The organism is Lactobacillus johnsonii ATCC 33200 (genome assembly GCF_000159355.1).
Lineage (GTDB): Bacteria > Bacillota > Bacilli > Lactobacillales > Lactobacillaceae > Lactobacillus > Lactobacillus johnsonii.
The window spans coordinates 666,519-684,874 of the sequence record NZ_GG670120.1; the positions used below are offsets into that span (position 1 = coordinate 666,519).

The 18,356-nt window shown below is 34.3% G+C and carries 20 protein-coding genes and 1 pseudogene; 3 read left to right on the forward strand and 18 right to left on the reverse strand.

The window, feature by feature from the left end; genetic code table 11:
• Positions 1-33: 33 nt before the first annotated feature.
• The gene (locus HMPREF0528_RS03155) at positions 34-846 is read right to left on the reverse strand and encodes a Cof-type HAD-IIB family hydrolase (RefSeq protein WP_004895048.1); all 813 of its coding nucleotides are present in this window, start codon (positions 844-846) and stop codon (positions 34-36) included.
• The gene (locus HMPREF0528_RS03160) at positions 843-1,883 is read right to left on the reverse strand and encodes a YdcF family protein (protein WP_004895050.1); all 1,041 of its coding nucleotides are present in this window, start codon (positions 1,881-1,883) and stop codon (positions 843-845) included. The genes HMPREF0528_RS03155 and HMPREF0528_RS03160 overlap by 4 nt, the downstream gene beginning before the upstream one ends.
• Positions 1,884-2,012: 129 nt before the next feature.
• Here HMPREF0528_RS03160 and HMPREF0528_RS03165 point away from each other — a divergent pair.
• Positions 2,013-2,340 (forward strand): annotated as a pseudogene (locus HMPREF0528_RS03165) (heavy metal-binding domain-containing protein).
• Positions 2,341-2,369: 29 nt separating this feature from the next.
• On the opposite strand, the gene HMPREF0528_RS03170 reads toward HMPREF0528_RS03165, so the two are convergent.
• Genes HMPREF0528_RS03170 through HMPREF0528_RS03180 form a run of 3 tightly spaced genes read right to left on the reverse strand, consistent with a single transcriptional unit; the run spans position 2,370 to position 5,460 of the window.
• On the reverse strand, positions 2,370-3,755 hold the full coding sequence (locus HMPREF0528_RS03170; RefSeq protein WP_004895054.1) for an RsmB/NOP family class I SAM-dependent RNA methyltransferase: 1,386 nt from the start codon (positions 3,753-3,755) through the stop codon (positions 2,370-2,372).
• On the reverse strand, positions 3,755-4,732 hold the full coding sequence (locus HMPREF0528_RS03175; protein ID WP_004895057.1) for a hypothetical protein: 978 nt from the start codon (positions 4,730-4,732) through the stop codon (positions 3,755-3,757). Before HMPREF0528_RS03175 ends, HMPREF0528_RS03170 begins: the two co-directional genes overlap by 1 nt.
• Positions 4,732-5,460, reverse strand: a complete 729-nt coding sequence (locus HMPREF0528_RS03180; protein ID WP_004895059.1) for a hypothetical protein — start codon at positions 5,458-5,460, stop codon at positions 4,732-4,734. The genes HMPREF0528_RS03175 and HMPREF0528_RS03180 overlap by 1 nt, the downstream gene beginning before the upstream one ends.
• Before the next feature lie 89 nt (positions 5,461-5,549).
• On the opposite strand from HMPREF0528_RS03180, the gene lepB reads away from it, so the two are divergent.
• Together lepB and HMPREF0528_RS03190 are read left to right on the forward strand one after the other, a co-directional pair.
• Complete coding sequence (gene lepB / locus HMPREF0528_RS03185) at positions 5,550-6,119, forward strand: signal peptidase I (protein ID WP_034525116.1); 570 nt, start codon at positions 5,550-5,552, stop codon at positions 6,117-6,119.
• A 27-nt stretch (positions 6,120-6,146) separates the two neighbouring features.
• On the forward strand, positions 6,147-6,332 hold the full coding sequence (locus tag HMPREF0528_RS03190) for an LBP_cg2779 family protein (RefSeq protein WP_004895065.1): 186 nt from the start codon (positions 6,147-6,149) through the stop codon (positions 6,330-6,332).
• A gap of 67 nt (positions 6,333-6,399) precedes the next feature.
• Here HMPREF0528_RS03190 and HMPREF0528_RS03195 read toward each other — a convergent pair whose 3' ends face one another.
• The 13 genes from HMPREF0528_RS03195 to dnaG all read right to left on the reverse strand — a co-directional run bounded on the left by HMPREF0528_RS03195 (position 6,400) and on the right by dnaG (position 18,353).
• The gene (locus HMPREF0528_RS03195) at positions 6,400-7,236 is read right to left on the reverse strand and encodes a hypothetical protein (RefSeq protein ID WP_004895067.1); all 837 of its coding nucleotides are present in this window, start codon (positions 7,234-7,236) and stop codon (positions 6,400-6,402) included.
• 6 nt (positions 7,237-7,242) lie between these two features.
• Entirely contained in the window at positions 7,243-8,058 is an 816-nt protein-coding gene (locus HMPREF0528_RS03200; RefSeq protein WP_004895069.1) for a hypothetical protein, read from the reverse strand.
• 2 nt (positions 8,059-8,060) lie between these two features.
• Positions 8,061-8,768 (reverse strand): ABC transporter ATP-binding protein, encoded by a 708-nt coding sequence (locus HMPREF0528_RS03205; RefSeq protein ID WP_004895071.1) that lies wholly within the window; start codon positions 8,766-8,768, stop codon positions 8,061-8,063.
• 1 nt (position 8,769) lies between these two features.
• Positions 8,770-9,138 carry a GntR family transcriptional regulator gene (locus tag HMPREF0528_RS03210; protein ID WP_004895073.1) on the reverse strand — a complete coding sequence of 123 codons (369 nt, stop codon included), beginning with the start codon at positions 9,136-9,138 and terminating at the stop codon, positions 8,770-8,772.
• A 309-nt stretch (positions 9,139-9,447) separates the two neighbouring features.
• Positions 9,448-10,695, reverse strand: coding sequence for a peptidase T (gene pepT, locus HMPREF0528_RS03215; protein WP_004895076.1), 1,248 nt, complete (start codon positions 10,693-10,695; stop codon positions 9,448-9,450).
• A 10-nt stretch (positions 10,696-10,705) separates the two neighbouring features.
• Entirely contained in the window at positions 10,706-11,503 is a 798-nt protein-coding gene (locus HMPREF0528_RS03220; protein WP_004895078.1) for a Nif3-like dinuclear metal center hexameric protein, read from the reverse strand.
• Entirely contained in the window at positions 11,500-12,213 is a 714-nt protein-coding gene (locus HMPREF0528_RS03225; protein ID WP_004895080.1) for a tRNA (adenine(22)-N(1))-methyltransferase, read from the reverse strand. The genes HMPREF0528_RS03220 and HMPREF0528_RS03225 overlap by 4 nt, the downstream gene beginning before the upstream one ends.
• Positions 12,214-12,305: 92 nt before the next feature.
• Positions 12,306-13,160: a transporter substrate-binding domain-containing protein gene (locus HMPREF0528_RS03230; RefSeq protein ID WP_004895083.1), complete on the reverse strand. Its 855-nt coding sequence runs from the start codon at positions 13,158-13,160 to the stop codon at positions 12,306-12,308.
• Positions 13,161-13,171: 11 nt separating this feature from the next.
• Complete coding sequence (locus HMPREF0528_RS03235) at positions 13,172-13,912, reverse strand: amino acid ABC transporter ATP-binding protein (protein WP_004895084.1); 741 nt, start codon at positions 13,910-13,912, stop codon at positions 13,172-13,174.
• Between the two features lie 3 nt (positions 13,913-13,915).
• On the reverse strand, positions 13,916-14,593 hold the full coding sequence (locus HMPREF0528_RS03240; RefSeq protein ID WP_004895086.1) for an amino acid ABC transporter permease: 678 nt from the start codon (positions 14,591-14,593) through the stop codon (positions 13,916-13,918).
• Positions 14,574-15,233, reverse strand: coding sequence for an amino acid ABC transporter permease (locus HMPREF0528_RS03245; RefSeq protein ID WP_004895089.1), 660 nt, complete (start codon positions 15,231-15,233; stop codon positions 14,574-14,576). The genes HMPREF0528_RS03240 and HMPREF0528_RS03245 overlap by 20 nt, the downstream gene beginning before the upstream one ends.
• 174 nt (positions 15,234-15,407) lie before the next feature.
• A complete protein-coding gene (rpoD, locus tag HMPREF0528_RS03250) occupies positions 15,408-16,526 on the reverse strand; it encodes an RNA polymerase sigma factor RpoD (RefSeq protein ID WP_004895091.1) in 1,119 nt (372 codons plus the stop codon).
• Between the two features lie 15 nt (positions 16,527-16,541).
• The gene (gene dnaG, locus HMPREF0528_RS03255) at positions 16,542-18,353 is read right to left on the reverse strand and encodes a DNA primase (protein ID WP_004895093.1); all 1,812 of its coding nucleotides are present in this window, start codon (positions 18,351-18,353) and stop codon (positions 16,542-16,544) included.
• Between the last annotated feature and the right edge of the window lie 3 nt (positions 18,354-18,356).

The window sequence follows — 18,356 nt, forward strand, 5'->3', positions numbered from 1 at the left end:
TTGGAACTTAATCCAAAAGCCTTATTATTTTACTTATAAAATTTTTTCAATTGCCTCTGCTACACCATCATGATCACAATCACTTGTTACTCTTTGTGCTGCTTCCTTCACGGCTGGGACTGCATTACCCATTGCTACTCCAATACCTGCAAGTTTAATCATGCTTAGATCATTTTCTTCGTCTCCAATAGCTATCAAATTCTCACTACTTAAATTCAATTTGTGACAAAGAAATTTTAAAGCATTTCCTTTAGAAACACCTTTAGGATTTGCTTCATAATAAAAGGGTGCTGTTTTAGTAAAAGTAATTTCATCATCCAGATGAGCAAAAGGTCTATGATCAGCAATTTTTTGATCTAGCAAATCTTGCCGATCTACATACATACACTTAATGATTGGAATATCTTTCATCTCAGCTGGTGTACGGTACGAAATACCTAAATTAACTAGGTTCGCTTCATATAAAGTATAGTCGCCAATATCTCGATCTGCAGTATAGATTCTATCTGGTGCTGATGCATGAAAATGTAAACCTAATTTTAAGGAAATTGTCTCTAAATCTAGATAATTGTCATAAGTTAATTTTTTCTCAAATAAGATATTTCCCGCAGTTGTTTCTACTACTCCGCCTCCAAAACAAACTACGTATTGATCCTCTTGGTTATTTAAACCTAACTCAGTCAGAATCTTTTCTACTCCGCTCAATGGTCGACCTGTAGCAATAACAATTTTTATCCCTGCACTTTTTGCTTTTAAAATTGCATTTTTTACTTTTGGAGTTAATTCTTTTTTAGAATTTAATAATGTACCATCAACATCAATTGCGATTATTTTTATATTTTTCATCTTATAATTTGCCTCAATATTGCCAATACTACAACTCCTAATCCAATGCATCCCACAACGCTTAATTGCAAGCGCCAAGTGATTGTTAAGTAGGCAATAAATTCACGTACAAAGGCATTTAAGGTAAAGTACCACTTTGTTTTTGCACCATAACCAATACACTGTAGGCCTAATCTCTTTGCTAAAACTAGGGCACGATATACATGGTAAGAATTAGTTACGATAGCAAAACGAGAATCTGGTTTCATCAATCTATGTGAAAAAATCAAATTTTCTCTAGTTGTCTTTGACTTATCTTCCACAATAATATCTTGTTTTGGAATACCTTCTTCTTCAGCATATTTTGCCATTGCCACTGCTTCAGGAATTTCTTCACCGGGTCCTTGGCCCCCTGACATAATGATTTTTGAGCCAGGATTACGACGATATACCTCTATTCCACGATTGATTCTTGCAGCAAGAAGCGGTGTCACCTTTTTTCCCATTAAACCTGCTCCAAGTACAACCACGTAGTCTAACTTCTTAGTCTTAATATTTACTAGATTAATCCAAGAAGTTAAAGTATACATCATCATAATAAAAATCAGATAAATGATTACGAGGTTAATAAACAAATAGACGTAAGTGGCAAAATTGTTATGGGTTAATTTTCCGACTAATGGAAAGAGAAATAGGTAAGCAATAATTCCGATGCCCATTGCTAACGATAAGAAATTAGTCCAGCGATTACCTTCGCGAATTAAAATCTTAATCCCATCATAAATAAACATAATGATCAAAATTGCAATAAAAGCCACAACGGAAAACATTATTGCCATTAATATTAGCAAAAAAATAAGCAAAACAACTTGATGGGTAACAGGAAAAACTTCAGCAGCAATTAATAAACTAACCGCCGTAAATAGACCAAAAGTAATTATCGTCCATACTAAAGTCATCCCTGACCATAAGCTTCGCCTCTCATGGGTTAAAACCCAGAGAAATGTTCCTAATGCAAGTAAAAATAAAACTAATACAATTGAAAATGATAAGACCACTTATCATTTCACCACCTTAATCTATTACACATATTCCTTGTGTTTCGTCTTTTCTTAATTATACAAAAATAATTGTCTTCATGTTTTTGATTCAGTATAATTAAGAAAATATTTTTAGGAGGACAAAAAATGGCAGAACAAATTTTAGTAACAACCACTGAAAATATTCCCGGTCGAAAATATGAAATTATTGGTGAAGTTTTTGGGGATTACAACTCAATCAAAAAATGCAATTAGAGATTTTGGTGCTGGCTTAAAAAGTATTGTCGGTGGTGAAATTAAAGCTTATAACTCAATGTTAACTGAATCAAGAGATCAATCAATTGCTCGCCTTCGTCAAAATGCCGCCGAAATGGGTGCTGACGCTGTAGTTATGATGCGTTTTGATTTAGGCTCTATTGCGGGCGATATGCAATCTGTCGTTGCTTACGGAACTGCGGTTAAATTTATTGATTAATCTAAAAAACTGGCTTTTCAGCCAGTTTTTTATTTTCTTAAACCTTTTGGATAGAAGTTCTTTAAAATTTGATCATTTCCAATTTTTCCGAAACTGAAGATATGGTCTTGATACGCAACCAAAACAAAGCCACGCAAATTACTATCTATCTTAATCGTCTCTCCATGTATATATCGCTCATACTCTGCCTTATCTTCAAAATTAATAAGTTGTTTTTGTTCTTTTTGTCCCAATACCTCAGCTAGTTGATGGCTTGGCTCAAAACGCTTTTTCTTAAGTAACCCTAATTCAACACCATTATTTAGAACATGTAGTTCAGTTAGCCGGTCTGGGTCAAGAGCTGGGACAAAGACGTGACCATTACTTTGCAAAACCTCATTTTGCCAATTTTCTAAACTAGATGGTAGAGCAAAATTATCTAATACTTTTGCCACCACACTAATCTCACCTTTATTTAAACGCGTAATTGTGCTCTTTTTCTGGCGTTTGTTCTTTTTAGCCTTAGTTGAAATCTCTTGATTCTCTTCAATATTTTTCAGATGAGCAACAAATTGGCCTTCTCCCACTCCATTTTGAAACCAAAGTCTAACCGTTTCCTTTAATTCTGGCAAGTTAGATTTTGACCACTCTGGTCTACCGGCCGACATTCCGGAATAGAGCTTAAGAGGTTCAATTTCTAATGGATAGTTCTCAACTAGCCACGCTACTATTTCTTCATCTTCTTCTGGAGAATATGTACAAGTAGAATAGACGATCTCTCCGTCCGGCTTTAACATCTTCATTGCTTCACTCAGAATCTCTTTTTGTCTAGTTTGGCATGTTAATACATAGTCAGGAGACCAATATTGTGTCGCAGCAGGATCCTTTCTAAACATCCCTTCTCCAGAACACGGTGCATCAACTAAAATTTTATCAAAAAAGTGAGGCAATTTTTTTGATAAGCGATCGGGGCTTTCGTTAGTGACTACAACATTTGTAGCTCCCCATCTTTCTAGATTTTCTCTTAAATCTTTTGCTCTACTTTTTGAAATTTCATTAGCTACTAAAAGCCCCATATCATCTAGCAAACTAGCTAATGCAGTTGATTTGCCGCCTGGAGCAGCACATAAATCCAGTACCTTATCGCCAGGTTTTACATTAAGAGAAACGGCTGGATACATTGCGGATGGATCTTGGGAATAAACATAGCCACCTGTCCACTCACTATCACGTCCTGAAATTTCTCCATAATATCCATCTTTAGTAAATTCAATTGGTTCTTTAAGACTATATTGAACATCCTGATAATTATTCTTTAGTGGGTTTAAGCGAAATCCCTTTTTACTTGGACTATTAATTGCAGTAAAAAATTTACTACTTTCTTCTTCTCCCAATAATTTCTTATATTTCTCAACAAATTCAATTGGCAATGACATTATTTTTCCTTCTTAATTTTTATTAAAAGCAGCATTAATACATAAGTAATAATCTGCATTGCAAAAACGATTAAAAATAGGACATATAACTGACTGTGATTAGAGTAAAAACTCCACGTTTGTAAACCTAAACTAGTAAAAATAACAATTATTCCATTGGCTAAAAAGAAACGTAAACCAGAATCAGCTAATAAATGAGCCCAGATTTTACCAGGAACATATTTTAAGTTTACCGGATTTTCAGCTAGAACGGCTGCAATTGCTGCAACTATCAGTGCAATTACAACACAGAAAATTGCACCGATTAATTTTTTAGTTGGACTGATCCCATGTTGCCTATTGTAGGTTTTACTAAAGTCCTTAATCTGCATACTTCCCCGGAGATAATGTTGTAAAGCATTCGCCTCGTTTTTATTCAACCCATCTACTACTACCTTATAGTTAGTAATTGATTCTTTTGCTGTTGGTTGGTTAATTCCAGTTGAAAGATAATAAACAGCCTGACCATTTTGACTCTCATTGTTTTTCTTTAATTCACCAATAATTGTGACATAATCATTATTCTCTTTTAGATAATGATTATTTTGTAAGGTTACAACTCGATCTTTAGTATCGGATGAGATAACTGCAAAAGGAATTGTTCCATCAAAGTCATTTTTACTAAAGTACCTAGAACTTCCTTTAGCAAGCGGTTGACTTTTCAAATTATAGTTAGCCCAAATTAAAACGCGGTCTGGAATATAGTCCGATTCAAAGTGAATCTGGACCTTATCGTGAGAGGAATTTTTATTAATATAAGTTAGGAACTGTTTAATATTGTGTTTTTTCTTAGGATTAAAAACATAATATGTGCTTGATAAACCGTTATTACTTAAAACTTGATCAGCTCTCTGAGACTGTTGTCGTGACAAAATTAAGCCAAGTCCTAAGAAAGCTAAAAAAGAAATTATTAAAAGAATAAGTCGTTTTATTTTCATTATTTTATCTCAAACACCTTTTCATCAATGAAATCAAAGCTTCGAAAACTCCGATTAACCTTTTTATTAGTCGTAGTTTTTACCTCTTGCCAAAAAGTAGTAGAATTTGTTGCTCCAAATTTTTCACCAATAAATAATAAAACTGGCTGATAATCAAGCTGACGATAAAGATTGAGAATATTTACGTCATCTTCCCCAAAATTGGGCGCCCAAGAGCAAATAATTAAATCAACTTCGGGATGCTTCTTAATCGCACTTAGGGCATCTAAATTTTCTGTTTCAAAAATCGGAGATTCACCTGTTGTTGAGCTTTTCGCCCAAGCAAAAGAATCGCTAGCTATCGCTTTTATGCCGACCTCACTTAAGGCTTTTGACCAGTATGCATTTCCCGCCATAATTTCTAAGCTTGATTTAACATTATATTCTTGTTTGATTAACTGAGCAGTTTCCAAATTTGGCAAAGACCAGATTCCGTATTCTCTTGAAAGAAAGCTACGAAAATTATTCAGTAAGTTATTTGCTTCTTGAGCCTTCTCTCTACTTCCCGTATTCTCTATCATTATATCTAAGCTATCGGGTAAAAAGCCAAGTGAATTAGGTGATTTTTGTAAAATTTTTCCCTTCTCTAGGTTAATAATTATATTATTAATGGCAATCACTTGCTCATGAAGTGGTAAATAATTGAGTTCTTTGTCTAATTTGTTGAGTTTATTTTGATATTTCTTCATTTTATATCTTCCTTATGCAATGATTTTACCATTCAAAAGAAATAAAAACAGGTATAATAAAAGTGATGCAAAAATTAAGGAGCAAAAATATGGCAAAACATAAAACTAAATCGGCTGAATCTTTTGGTCACTGGCTCCTACAAGTATTTATTTTAGCAATTATAATTATTGGATTATATTTAGTTGTATTTCGATTTTTACTTGCTAATGAAACTATCAGTGGACCATCGATGCAGCCAACTTTTGAAAATAATGACCGAGTTATTGCAGTACGACATTCTAAACTTTCTCGAGGCGACATTGTAATATTAAAAGCCCCAGATGAACCAGGTGCCCTATATATTAAAAGAATTATTGGAGTGCCTGGAGACAGCATTAAATCAAAAAATGATGTAATGTATATTAATGGTAAGTCAATTAAAGAACCATATTTGACTGAGTACAAGAAAAAGCTTTCCAAAGGTCAGCTTTACACTAACAATTTTAGTTTAGAACAACTTTATCATGTAAAACGCGTTCCTAAAAATTGTTACTTTGTAATGGGTGATCACCGTAATGTCTCTAAAGATTCCCGAATGATTGGATTTATCAAGAGACAAGATATTATTGGTGAGGTAAAATTACGGTATTTCCCATTTAATCAAATAAATTGGTACTAATATATTTTAGAAAGTGTGAACAAGAGAATGAGTCCTGAAGAATTATCCGATGCAATTATTGAATTTGAAGTTAAGAATAATGTCAATGACACTGCTCTTGCTTTTTCAAGTCATCTTTCCGTTGAAAAACTCCATGCAATGAAAACTGGAGAAGCTAAATATACCGTAGAAGAAGCTGAACAAGTTTTAGATTATATTCAAGCTAACTCTTAATTTAATTATTCAATAATAAACAAAAGGAATAAGGTTTTGGTAAAAATCAAAATCTTATTCCTTTTTCTTATATCCGTGCTTCATGATACTTATTTAGTAGAATAATATTCACTAAAATTAAAATTATATCTACACCCAGAACTATCAATAAAGTTAAGTAATTACTCGTTAGGTCTGATCTTACCTCACTGGCATCCTTACTTAAAGTAGTTAAAAACATTCCATTTTGTAAAAAGCCAGTTAGTGAGGTCAAAATAAAATCGTAAGTATTAATCAAAAATATTAATCCAATACAACCTAATAAAACCACTACTAAGAAATAAACTAATTTACTTATTCTTTCAGGAAGAAAATCACTAACTATTTTTCCCGTAAAATTAACGAGACTCACAGCAAGATAAATGAATATACCAATTAGGACTATCAAAACAATGCTAGACAATAAATCCATTATGTGCATCTCTTGCCATAACTTTCCTTCACCGATTGACCCGAATTTTTTAAAAGTAGTCTTCCAAAATTCATTTGTTCCCATTACAGGTATTCCTGAAACGAGGATCATACCTATTTGCAAAATAACTAAATAGACACCATTAACAACAGCTGATAAAAGGTTGGCAAATAGTAAAGAACTTTCTTTAATTGGAGCTAATCGCCAAGTTTGAGACGAATAGACTTCCTCATTTTTTCGACTCGAAAGAGCTAAGTAGGCTATATCAAATAGTGGCGTGATCATCAGAAAAGCTACTAAGAAATAAGCCTTATTCTCACCCTCAAAAGCCGAATTAAAGAGGGCCCAAAAACCTAAAAGAATTCCAACAATCACTTGTAAAATTGCTAATCGGCGAACAAGGCGTACTTTGCTTTTAGTCAATTCTTTAAATATTGATGAAAAAGTTGCCATATATTCTTACTTCCCTTCGTGGAAGTTCTTTAAAAGCCAAACGTTGATTGAACCTAAAATAATATCAATAAATGCCAAGACTAAATTGTTTTCTATAAATGACATTAGACCATTAGTAGTGTCACCCCAACGGACTTGATTTAATAAACTTCCTAGATTATTTGTCAAAACAATAAAGATAAAGATCAAAATAATCATAATGACAAAACGAATTAATTTACTATGCTTATCAGGAAGAAAGTCAGTAATAGTTCTACTTGATAGATTGAGCAAAGTCACAATGCTATAAACCAAAATTGCAAATAATATAAAGGCTAAAAATGCACTTAGTATTTCTCCAATTGGAAAAGCATCAGAAAATTTTTGCCAAAAGTCGCCCGCATGAGTTTCTTTAGCAAGGGCCCGGTTAATTTCCCAAATATCAGTTCTAACATCTTTACTTAAGAATGCTGGTAAAAACGTAACAATCCCCATTCCAATTTGAATTAATACCAAGTAAAGCCCATTAACAATAGCAGAAGAAATATTTGCTAAGTAAAATTTACTTGAGGAAATTGGAACTAAACGCCAAGTCTGAGAGCTATACTCTTTTTCGTTTTGCCAAGCAGAGAGAACTACATAGGCCATATCAGCTAATGGAGCAAAAGTACATACCATGACAAACCATACAATCGGGTTATCTGAATTTGAAAATCCACCATTAGAAAAAAGTCCCCAAAGTGCAAAAATAGATGCAGCTACTAATTGCAACAGAGCTAACAGATAAACACTCCGACGCTTCTTTTTACCCATTTGATTAAATAGTGCTTTAAAAGTAGTCATCCTTATTCAGCTCCTTCATCTGCGTATAAGCTTTCATAATACTCTTCAATACTTTTTCCGTGTGCTCTTATATCATCTGCTGAAAGATGACTGGCAATTTTTTTATCCTTTACAATTACTACTTCATCTAAAATTGTTGTAATTTCATTTACAAAGTGATCAGAAATAATAATTGTACTGTCTTGATTCTTCCAAAGTAAGATTGAATTGATAATTCTCTTTCGAGCCATTGGATCAATACCAGAAAATGGTTCATCCAGTAAATACAACTTAGCTTCTCTACTTAAAGTAACAGCAATTTCAAGTTTTTCACGCATTCCTCGTGATAATTGCCCTAACTTCATATCATTGCTAAGCTTCATGAATGAACGTAATTGCTCGAATTTACTACTGTCAAAATCTGAAAATAATTTTTGATAGAATTCTTCTACTTCCTCAATTTTAGTGGAATCACTCAATCCCTTTAAATTGTCAGTCATGGCAATATTAGCTTTACGGTAAACTTCACTACCATCCCCATTGAGCAGTACTTCACCTTGATAATGCTTAGCAATCCCAACAATTACTCTCATTAAAGTTGTCTTACCTGCACCATTTTCACCTAGTAAGGCAATAATCTTTCCTGAATCAAAATCTAAGTTCACATTATCAAGAATAGTTTTTAAGTTTTTTCGATATGTTAATTCTTTTACTTCAAGTAGTTTATTCATTTTAATCTCCCTTCTTCTCCTCAATAAACTTTTTAAGCTCTTCCAGCGTCTTTTCTGGAGTTAAGCCTAATTGTGCAGTACTTTCTAAAAATTCACTCATTGTATCCTTAATCAGCTCTCTACGCTTTTGTAAAATCAACTCTGTATCTGTTGTTACAAACGAACCAAGTCCGCGCCTAACCTCTAAAATTCCCTCGGTATTCATTTGATTCAAAGCACGCTGAACCGTATTGACATTTACTGTTAGATCAACAGCTAATTGGCGAACTGATGGAACTTTTTCTCCCGGATTAATTTTTCCTAAAGCGATTTGTCGATAAAGATACTTTTCTATTTGAACATAAATTGGAATATTATCTTGAAATTGCAATCTTTACACCTCTCTACTAGTGTACGGATTATCTATTACACTGATATAATACCAATATACTTTTTCAAATACAAGCTATAATTTTGTTTCACGATTTAGAAAATATACTTTTTAATAAAAAATAGTAGATAAAAATGCTATTATTTCAAGCATTTTATCTACTATTTAGCAGATTAATAGTATCAGTGTAAAACTATTTTTAATTTTTAATTAATTTAATATCATTGATAAATAAGTGTTTTTAGCCATTCAAGCAATCATAGAAAATATAAAATTTAATCAAAATTACTTAAAAATTGTTTCACTTATTTACTTCTTATTTCTCTCAACGTTTAATTGATTAATCTTACGCAAGACGTCTACTGCTTTCCACATACTTTCTAATACAGTGTATTCGTAGCGTCCATGCATATTTTCTTCACCGGCAAAAAGATTTGGACAAGGTAGACCCATATAAGTTAATTGAGAACCGTCTGTTCCCCCACGAACTGGATCTTCATTAACAGTAAGCCCTTCAGCCTTGTAAGCATCCCTAGCTAAATCAACAATCTCCATGTGCTTTTCTAATTCATCAGCCATGTTGTAATATTGATCCCACATTTTCAGCTTAATTCTTTCAGTACCAAACTCGTCATTCATCTTCTTAACGATGTCTTTAACTAGATTCTTTCTCTTTTCAAGACCATCACGTTCAAAGTCACGAATGATGTAGTCCATATGTGCTGAATCAACTGTTCCATCAAAATTCATCAAGTGGAAGAACCCTTCACGACCTTCAGTATGTTCTGGACGATCATGTTCAGGCAATTGATTATGAAAATCAATCCCAATTTGAATAGCATTAATCATTTGGCCCTTAGCAACAGCTGGGTGTACATTAACGCCTTGAATATTTAAGCCAAATTGCGCTGCTGAAAAAGTACCCCAGTCGAGTTTGCCTGGTGCTTCACCATCAACAGTATAAGCAAAATCTGCACCAAATTCTTCAACATCAAAGTGCTCTGCACCAGTACCAATTTCTTCATCGGGAGTAAATGCTAACTTAATTTCACCATGTTTTTCTTCGGGATGCTCCATCAAGTATTCTGCAAAAGTCATTAATTCAGAAATACCACACTTATCGTCTCCACCAAGTAAAGTATCACCAGACGCAGAAATAATGGTTTGACCCTTATAGTTCTTTAAATTAGGGAAAACTTCTGGGTCTAAATAAAATTCAGTATCTCCCAATTGAATCTTAGATTCACCATCATAGTTTTCAGTAATTTGAGGTTTAACATCAACCGAATTAAAGTCTGCTGTATCACAGTGAGCTAACAAACCAAAAGTAGGTACTTTATAATCAATATTTGAAGGAATAGTCGCAATTACACATCCACTTTTTTGATTATAGTGAACATCTTTAAGACCTAGTTCTTCTAAGTCTTTCATGATTACATTTTTTTGAAAATTTTCTTCTCTTTCAGTTGATGGGAAACGATCTGAATGTTCATCAGAGCGTGAATTCACCTTAACGTATTTTAAAAATCTAGGTAGTAAATTTGGATATTCTGCCATTTTTGTCCTCCTAAAATAAATCTTGAAATGGATTAGTTGATACCTCTGAAATTATTACAGGTACATTCCAATTATAATCCTGATTCCACTTTTCAAGTCGATCCCCAACCTTATATTTAAAAAGTTTCTCCGTGTAATGTCCTGGATCAACTACTGTTAAGCCTGAAGAGATCATATCATGACCAACGTGATAGTATACATCTCCGGTTATAAATGCATCAACTCCATCAACTAGAGCTTGACGCCAGAACTTACCGCCATCTCCGCAAATAAAAGCTACAGTTGAGATTAACCTATCATTATCAGCAGTAATCAGTCTTGCCATTGGAATTTGCATCTTGTCTTTAACATAATAAGCAAATTCCTTAGCTGTCATTTTCTTAGGTAGTTTACCCTTTCTACCAATCGCAATTCCATCAGTATCGAAGGCAAAAGGCTCAACCTCTTCTAAGCCTAATTCTTCAGCTTGCCAATCTGCTGAGCCGTTCTGAGCCTTGTCAGAATTGGTATGAATTGAATATACAGCAATCCCATTAGCGATTAACTTACCGTACATTGCATTTTGAGGATCAGCAAAATCAAGATTTTTAGCCGGTCTAAACATCACTGGATGGTGGCTAATGATGAGGTCAACACCCTTTTCAATTGCTTCATCTACTACTTGCGGCCGAACGTCTAAGGTAGTCATTACCTTGGTAACATCTACATCCATTGATCCGATTTGCATCCCAACTGGATCACCTTCAGAAGCAATTTCTTCAGGAAAGTCTTTTTTTAAGCGAGCTACAATATCTGCTACTTTTGTCATTTTAGTACTTCCTCAATCATTTCAATCAAATCATCTATCTGACTAATTTTAGCTTCATCTTTATTTTTAGCCTTATTTAGATTAGCTTTGAGATTTTCATAGTAATTAAGTTGCTTAGTCCATTTTTTAATAAAAACTAGATTTTTTTCTTTTAATAAAAATGGACCAAATTCTAATTCTTGATCAGATAAATTATACTTAGCCTCTGTTAACTTAGCCTTGATTATTTCATAAATGTGGCCAGCTACTTCGATAATCTTTTCTTCTACTATCTCATACTGATGATCAACGAGCCATTTTCTAACCAAAGGCTCACCTATATTCGCCTCTAAAATTAAAGTAGGATAGACTTTTTCATCGTGATGAGCCGTTTCTAACAAATTAGTCATGAGCTTTCCACCCATTCCAGCGATTACAACTGTATCAATTTGATCACTACTCTTTAAAGTTTCTAATCCAGACCCTAATCTTATCTCAATCTTATCTTCTAGGCCTGCTTGTTCAATATCTTGTTTCGCATTATCTAATGGGCCAGCTGCAACATCACTTGCAATTGCAAAATCTATTTTTCCTTCTTCTACTAATGCAATTGGTAAATATGCATGGTCAGTTCCAATATCTGCTACTCGACTTTGTGGATCAACCATTTTACCAATTTGAGCTAGTCTTTCTTCTAACACACTCTCACCTCTTATTAAAAATTTTAGCATAGATAATCCAAAACTTACTTGAAAAAATTTTTAATCATAAAAAAAGCAATAAAGGCTAAAACAATCCTTTATTGCTAAAAATTCAATTATATTTACTTGGTAATAATGATATCTGATGGCTTAACATCATTACCAAAGTAAGGCTTTAATTCTTGGTTGTAGTCATTAACAAAGAAGCCATCCTTGTTAAGCTTATTAATGTGCTTATTGGTCCAGTCAAGAAGTGACTTATTGCCCTTCTTAACAGCAGGCGCAATGTATGAATTTGGTCCTAAGTGCTTGATACCAACAGTATACTTAGGATTGTTCTTTACCCAAGCATATAAGTAAGAGTTATCATCAGCTAAGGCTGCGGCACGACCATTTTTCATTGCGTTGAATTGTTGAGTCTTAGAATCAAATTTCAAAAGATCAACATCTGGTTGCTTACTAGTGAAGTAATTTTCAGCAGTAGTACCCTTAGTTACAATCACCTTTTTACCCTTCAATTGGTTCACATTAGTAATTGGCTTAGACTTAGGTGAAACAACACCAACTGATACTTTCATGTATGGCTTAGCAAAATCTACAACTTGCTTTCTTTCTGAAGTAACAGTGAAGTTGGCTAAAACAATATCAGCCTTGTTTGCATTCAAAGTATCAACACGGTTATTAGCGTTTACTTGAACAAACTTAACTTTAACACCCATTTCTTTAGCTAATTCACGAGCCAAGCGAACATCATATCCAACGCGCTTACCATCCTTATTAACCCAACCATATGGTGGTAAATCGCCAAATACGGCAACCTTCAAAGTGCCACGTTTCTTAATTGCAGCAACCGAGCTAGGGTTATTGCTTGAGGAATTACTGCTTGAATTATTTGAGCAAGCAGTTAAAATCACAGCTCCAACAGCTAAAATTCCAACAGCAGCAATTAACTTTTTAATAAATTTATGTTTCTTCATTTTTTCTCTTCCTAAAATTCCATACTCTCTAAAAATTCTTCTGCTCTCTTTGTTTTGGGATGCTCAAAGAATTCTTTTCCTGGTGTGTCTTCTACAATGGTTCCATTTTCTAAGAATAAGACTTGATCAGCAATCTGCTTGGCAAAGTTCATCTCGTGAGTAACGATGATCATGGTCATATGATCTTCATCAGATAACTGCTTGATTAATTCTAGTACCCCTCTAACCATTTCTGGATCAAGAGAAGCAGTAACTTCATCAAATAGCATTAAATCAGGATGAAGAGCTAATGCACGAACAATTGCAATTCTCTGTTTTTGACCACCAGATAATTGTCGTGGATATGAATTTGCATACTGCTCTAAATGCACTCTTTTTAATAGAGCTTTTGCTTCTTTTTCAACCTCAGCCTTAGGTCTCTTCTGTACTTTCACTGGACCAAGCAAGATATTTTCTAAGACTGTCATATTTGGAAAAAGATCATAACTCTGAAAAACCATCCCTATTTTTTGACGAAGTTTTTGCCAATTTTTAGCATTGGGAATTATTTTATTTCCTTCAAAAACAATTGTGCCACTCTTAAATTTTTCTAAACCATTTAAACAGCGAAGTAAGGTACTTTTACCAGATCCAGACGGTCCAAGTAATGTTAACACCTCTCCCTTATTTAGAGAAAAAGAAATATCATGTAATACTTGCTTATTTCCATAAAACTTGTTTAAATCTTCAACTTCTAATATTTTTTCAGTCATCCCTTACGCCTCGTTTCTCTTACTCAATCGTTTTGCCCAAAGTGATAAAGGATAATCAACGATGAAGTATAAGAAGAAAATCAATCCATATACCCAAAAAACACCGTTAGGATTAGTTTGATTATTTGCTTCAACAATTTGTTGTCCAACATTGATAACATCCATAACACTGATCATCATCAATAAAGAGGTTGTTTTAATTACTCTTGTAGCTAAATTAATTGTTGCAGGTAATTCTAATTGAAAAGCTTGCGGCAATAAGACATAGATAAATAATTGCCACTTGTTTAAGCCAAGAGCCAAGCCTGATTCCCGTTGAATTTTTGGTACCGAAATCAACGTCCCACGAACAATATCACTAAATTCAGCTGAAACCCATAAAGCAAATGCAATCACTGCCATAACGGATGCCGGCCAATTCAAATTAAATTGTCTAGGCAAAATATAATAGAACAAGAATAATAACACCACAGTAGGCACCATTCTGAAGAATTCTAGATATATTCTAAAAATCACTTTTACTAAGCGACTTTTCGATGTTCTTAAAACACCAAATAATGCCCCTAGTGCCAAGCCAATTATTAAAGAAAGAACTGCAATCCAAACACTTGTCCAGAGACCACCCAGCAAACGGGTAAAGTTTCTTCCTTCGAATAAAACATTAATCCCCGAATGTCCCATAGCGAACTCTCCTTTCAAGCCAAGTTAATAATAAAGATAGTGGAATTAAAATTATTGCATACGCAATCACTAAGACAAATAGATATTCATTTGAATGGTAGTACAAACCAATCAAATCTAATGCTGTATTAGTTAATTCCGGAATAGCAATTACTGAAAAAATTGATGTTTCCTTAATTAAGAAAATAATATTTGCGGCAATCGCTGGAACACTTAAGGCAAAGCCTTGTGGAAAGACTACATAACGGGCTAATTGCCATTTTGACATTCCAATTGCTTCACCAGATTCAATTTGATTTTTACTAATTCCATCAAATCCACCAGTAAATCCTTCCGCCATATAAGCTCCACCTAAAAATACTAAACCGATCAAACCACAAGTAATGGCGCTCATCTTTAATCCAATTACTGGAAAAGCATAGTATAAGAAGAAAAGCTGAATTAATAGTGGTGTATTTCTTGCAAGCTCAACATATGCACTGACGATCTTATCAATTACAGGAACATGAAAATACTGAATCAAGCTACAACAGATCCCAACCACCATCGCTCCAATAATTCCCACAAAGGACATCCAGACTGTTACCTGGAAGCCTTTGACAAATTGTGGCAAACTTTGCTGAATAATTGCCCAACTCATATTTTCCCTTCTTTCCAAAAATAAGTAACTGGTAATATTATAGACTTACTTTAAATCAGTTACAATAGGTAAGTATATTACTTTCTTATATACTACTATTCATTTTTGTTATAGTAAAAAAAACCTTGTGGCAATATTGCTATTACCACAAGGTTTTTGCTGTTAACTCTTATCCTAATCTAAGAAGTCTTTTAATTGATTTGAACGACTTGGGTGACGTAACTTACGCAAAGCCTTAGCTTCAATCTGTCTGATACGTTCACGGGTTACTCCAAATACTTTACCGACTTCTTCTAGAGTACGAGTACGTCCGTCATCAAGGCCAAAACGTAAACGTAAAACATTCTCTTCACGGTCAGTTAAAGTATCAAGTACTTCTTCAAGCTGTTCTTTTAACAATTCATATGAAGCATGTTGTTCAGGACTAGTTGCATCCTTATCTTCGATAAAGTCCCCTAGATGAGAATCATCTTCTTCACCAATTGGTGTTTCAAGAGAAACTGGTTCTTGTGCAATCTTCAAGATTTCACGAACCTTATCAGTCGGCATATCCATTTCGGCACCAATTTCTTCTGGAGTTGGTTCTCTTCCTAGATCTTGCAAAAGTTGTCTTTGAATTCTGATCAACTTATTAATTGTTTCAACCATGTGAACTGGAATACGAATTGTTCTAGCTTGGTCAGCAATTGCACGAGTAATTGCTTGTCTAATCCACCAAGTTGCATAAGTTGAAAACTTAAATCCTAAACGATAGTCGAATTTGTCAACGGCCTTCATCAAGCCCATGTTACCTTCTTGAATTAAGTCTAAGAAGGACATACCACGACCAACATAACGTTTAGCAATAGAAACTACCAAACGTAAGTTAGCTTCGGCCAATTCTTGCTTAGCTTCTTCATCGCCTGATTCGATTCTCTTAGCTAAGGCAATTTCTTGATCGGCATTTAATAATGAAACACGTCCAATTTCCTTCAAATACATCCGGACTGGATCGTTCATTCTTACGCTTGAAGGTGCTGACATATCTTTTAATTCAGCCTTCTCAACGTCTTTTTGCTTCTTTAAAGCTAATTTTGAAGGTTCACCATTTTCATCAACAATACTAATTCCATTATCTTCAAATTCTTGAACTAGTTGATCTACCGCTTTTCCTTGAAGATCATATGGCTTAATTAGTTGAGCAGTAAATTTTTTTTCAGTAATTTGTTTGTCTTTTTTAACTTCCTTAACAACTTCCTTGACCTTTTTATCAAGTGTCATTGTTGTTTCTTTGGTAGTCTTACTCTCTGCCATGTAAAAAAGCCCCCTCTAAAACTTCTTTCTTCTTAACGCAATTACTTTTTGCGCTATTTCAAGCTCTAAACTATCATCTTGTTTTCTTTGAGCATCCTTCAATTGATTAAGCAAATCATTTAATTGCTGATCAATCTTACTTTTTTCCAATGCCCGCAATTGATCATCTAATTCACGCTTAGAATAATCTGGAGGCATTGAAATCATCTCCATATTAATAATTATACCTTGAAGTTCTTCAGGAATAAAATCAATGAAGCCAGTAACCTCTGCCCCTTCATGGGTTTGATGGTACTTTAACCAAAATTCTGCTAATTTTGCATAACGTTCATCTGGAAACAAGAATTGCTGACTCAATAAGTAATCCCTTGCTTCATCACTATGTATGAATAGGTAAAGCAAGCGATCAAGAGCAGGATTCCTTGTCTCAAGGTCAATGCCTGCTTGCTCTTCTTTCGGCTCACTAGGCTGATCTATTGGAAGTGATTTAGGAGCTTGATAAGCTTGCTGATGATTCTTTGCGCGCTGTAATTTACGTCTTTCACGCACAAAAGTTACTTTTAATGATTCACGAGTAACTCCAGTTTGGCGTGCTAATTTATCAAGATACAAATCTGCCGCAACTGGGTCATTCAGGCCAGCAATCATTTGTACACTAGCCGTAATATATCCTAGCTTCTCTCGATCATTATGTAAATTATATTGATTAGCTAGTCTTTCGAGTAGGAAATCCATCGAGCTAAGCGCACCAGCAACCTCTGCCTGATACTTTTCAACTCCATATTTCTTTACATACTCATCTGGATCGAGATTTTCAGGCAAAACAATTATTCCTAAATTGAATCCCTGTACTTGCCCAAATAACTTCGTTGCTCTTTCAGCAGCATGAATGCCGGGCGGATCTCCATCATAGTTAATTAAGATATTGGGAGTGATTCGTCTCAGCATATATACTTGTTCTGTGGTTAAGCTTGTTCCCATCGAAGCAACACCAGACTGAATACCAGCCTTATAAGCAGCAATTACATCCATATATCCTTCGTAAAGAATTAAATGTTTTTCACTTCTTGCCGCTTTTTTTGCTTCAGCAAAGTGAAACAGTAATTTAGATTTATTAAAAATTTTGGTTTCCGGGCTATTCATATATTTAGCAATAGTTTTATCCTTACTAATTCGTCGACCCGAAAATCCTACTGTATAACCTGATTCATCCCCTAAAGGAAACATTAATCGATCACGAAAACGATCAAATAATTGCCCATCTTGCGATTCTACAAATAAACCACTTTCTCGCAGTTCAGCATCTGTATAACCTTCTTGACGAAGATAAGTTAACAAAATTGTATCGTTATCAGGCGCATAGCCCACCTTAAAATGCTCTAATAAGTCACTGGTTAATTCACGTTTTTGAGCATATTCAAGTGCTCTTTCACCAACTTTAGTTGTTAGCAAAATATGTTGGTAAAATTCTGTTGCTTGCCGATACATCTTCTTTAACGGGCTAAGTGGCTTTACCGCTTCGCCGTAGCCTTCTGGCATATGAAGATGGGCCAATTCAGCAACTTTTCTTACACTTTCAGGAAAAGTTAGATGATCCTGATACATTAAGAATTTAAATACGTTTCCGCCTTTACCACATCCAAAGCACTTGAAAAACTGCTTTCCTTCATTAACAGTAAAAGAAGGCGTTTTTTCTTGATGGAAGGGGCAAAGTCCTAAATAATCTTTACCTTTTTTTTCTAAAGAGACATATTGACTTATTACATCCACAATATCGACGGAGTTTCTAACTTCATCGATAAATTGTTCAGGAATACGTCCTGCCATCAA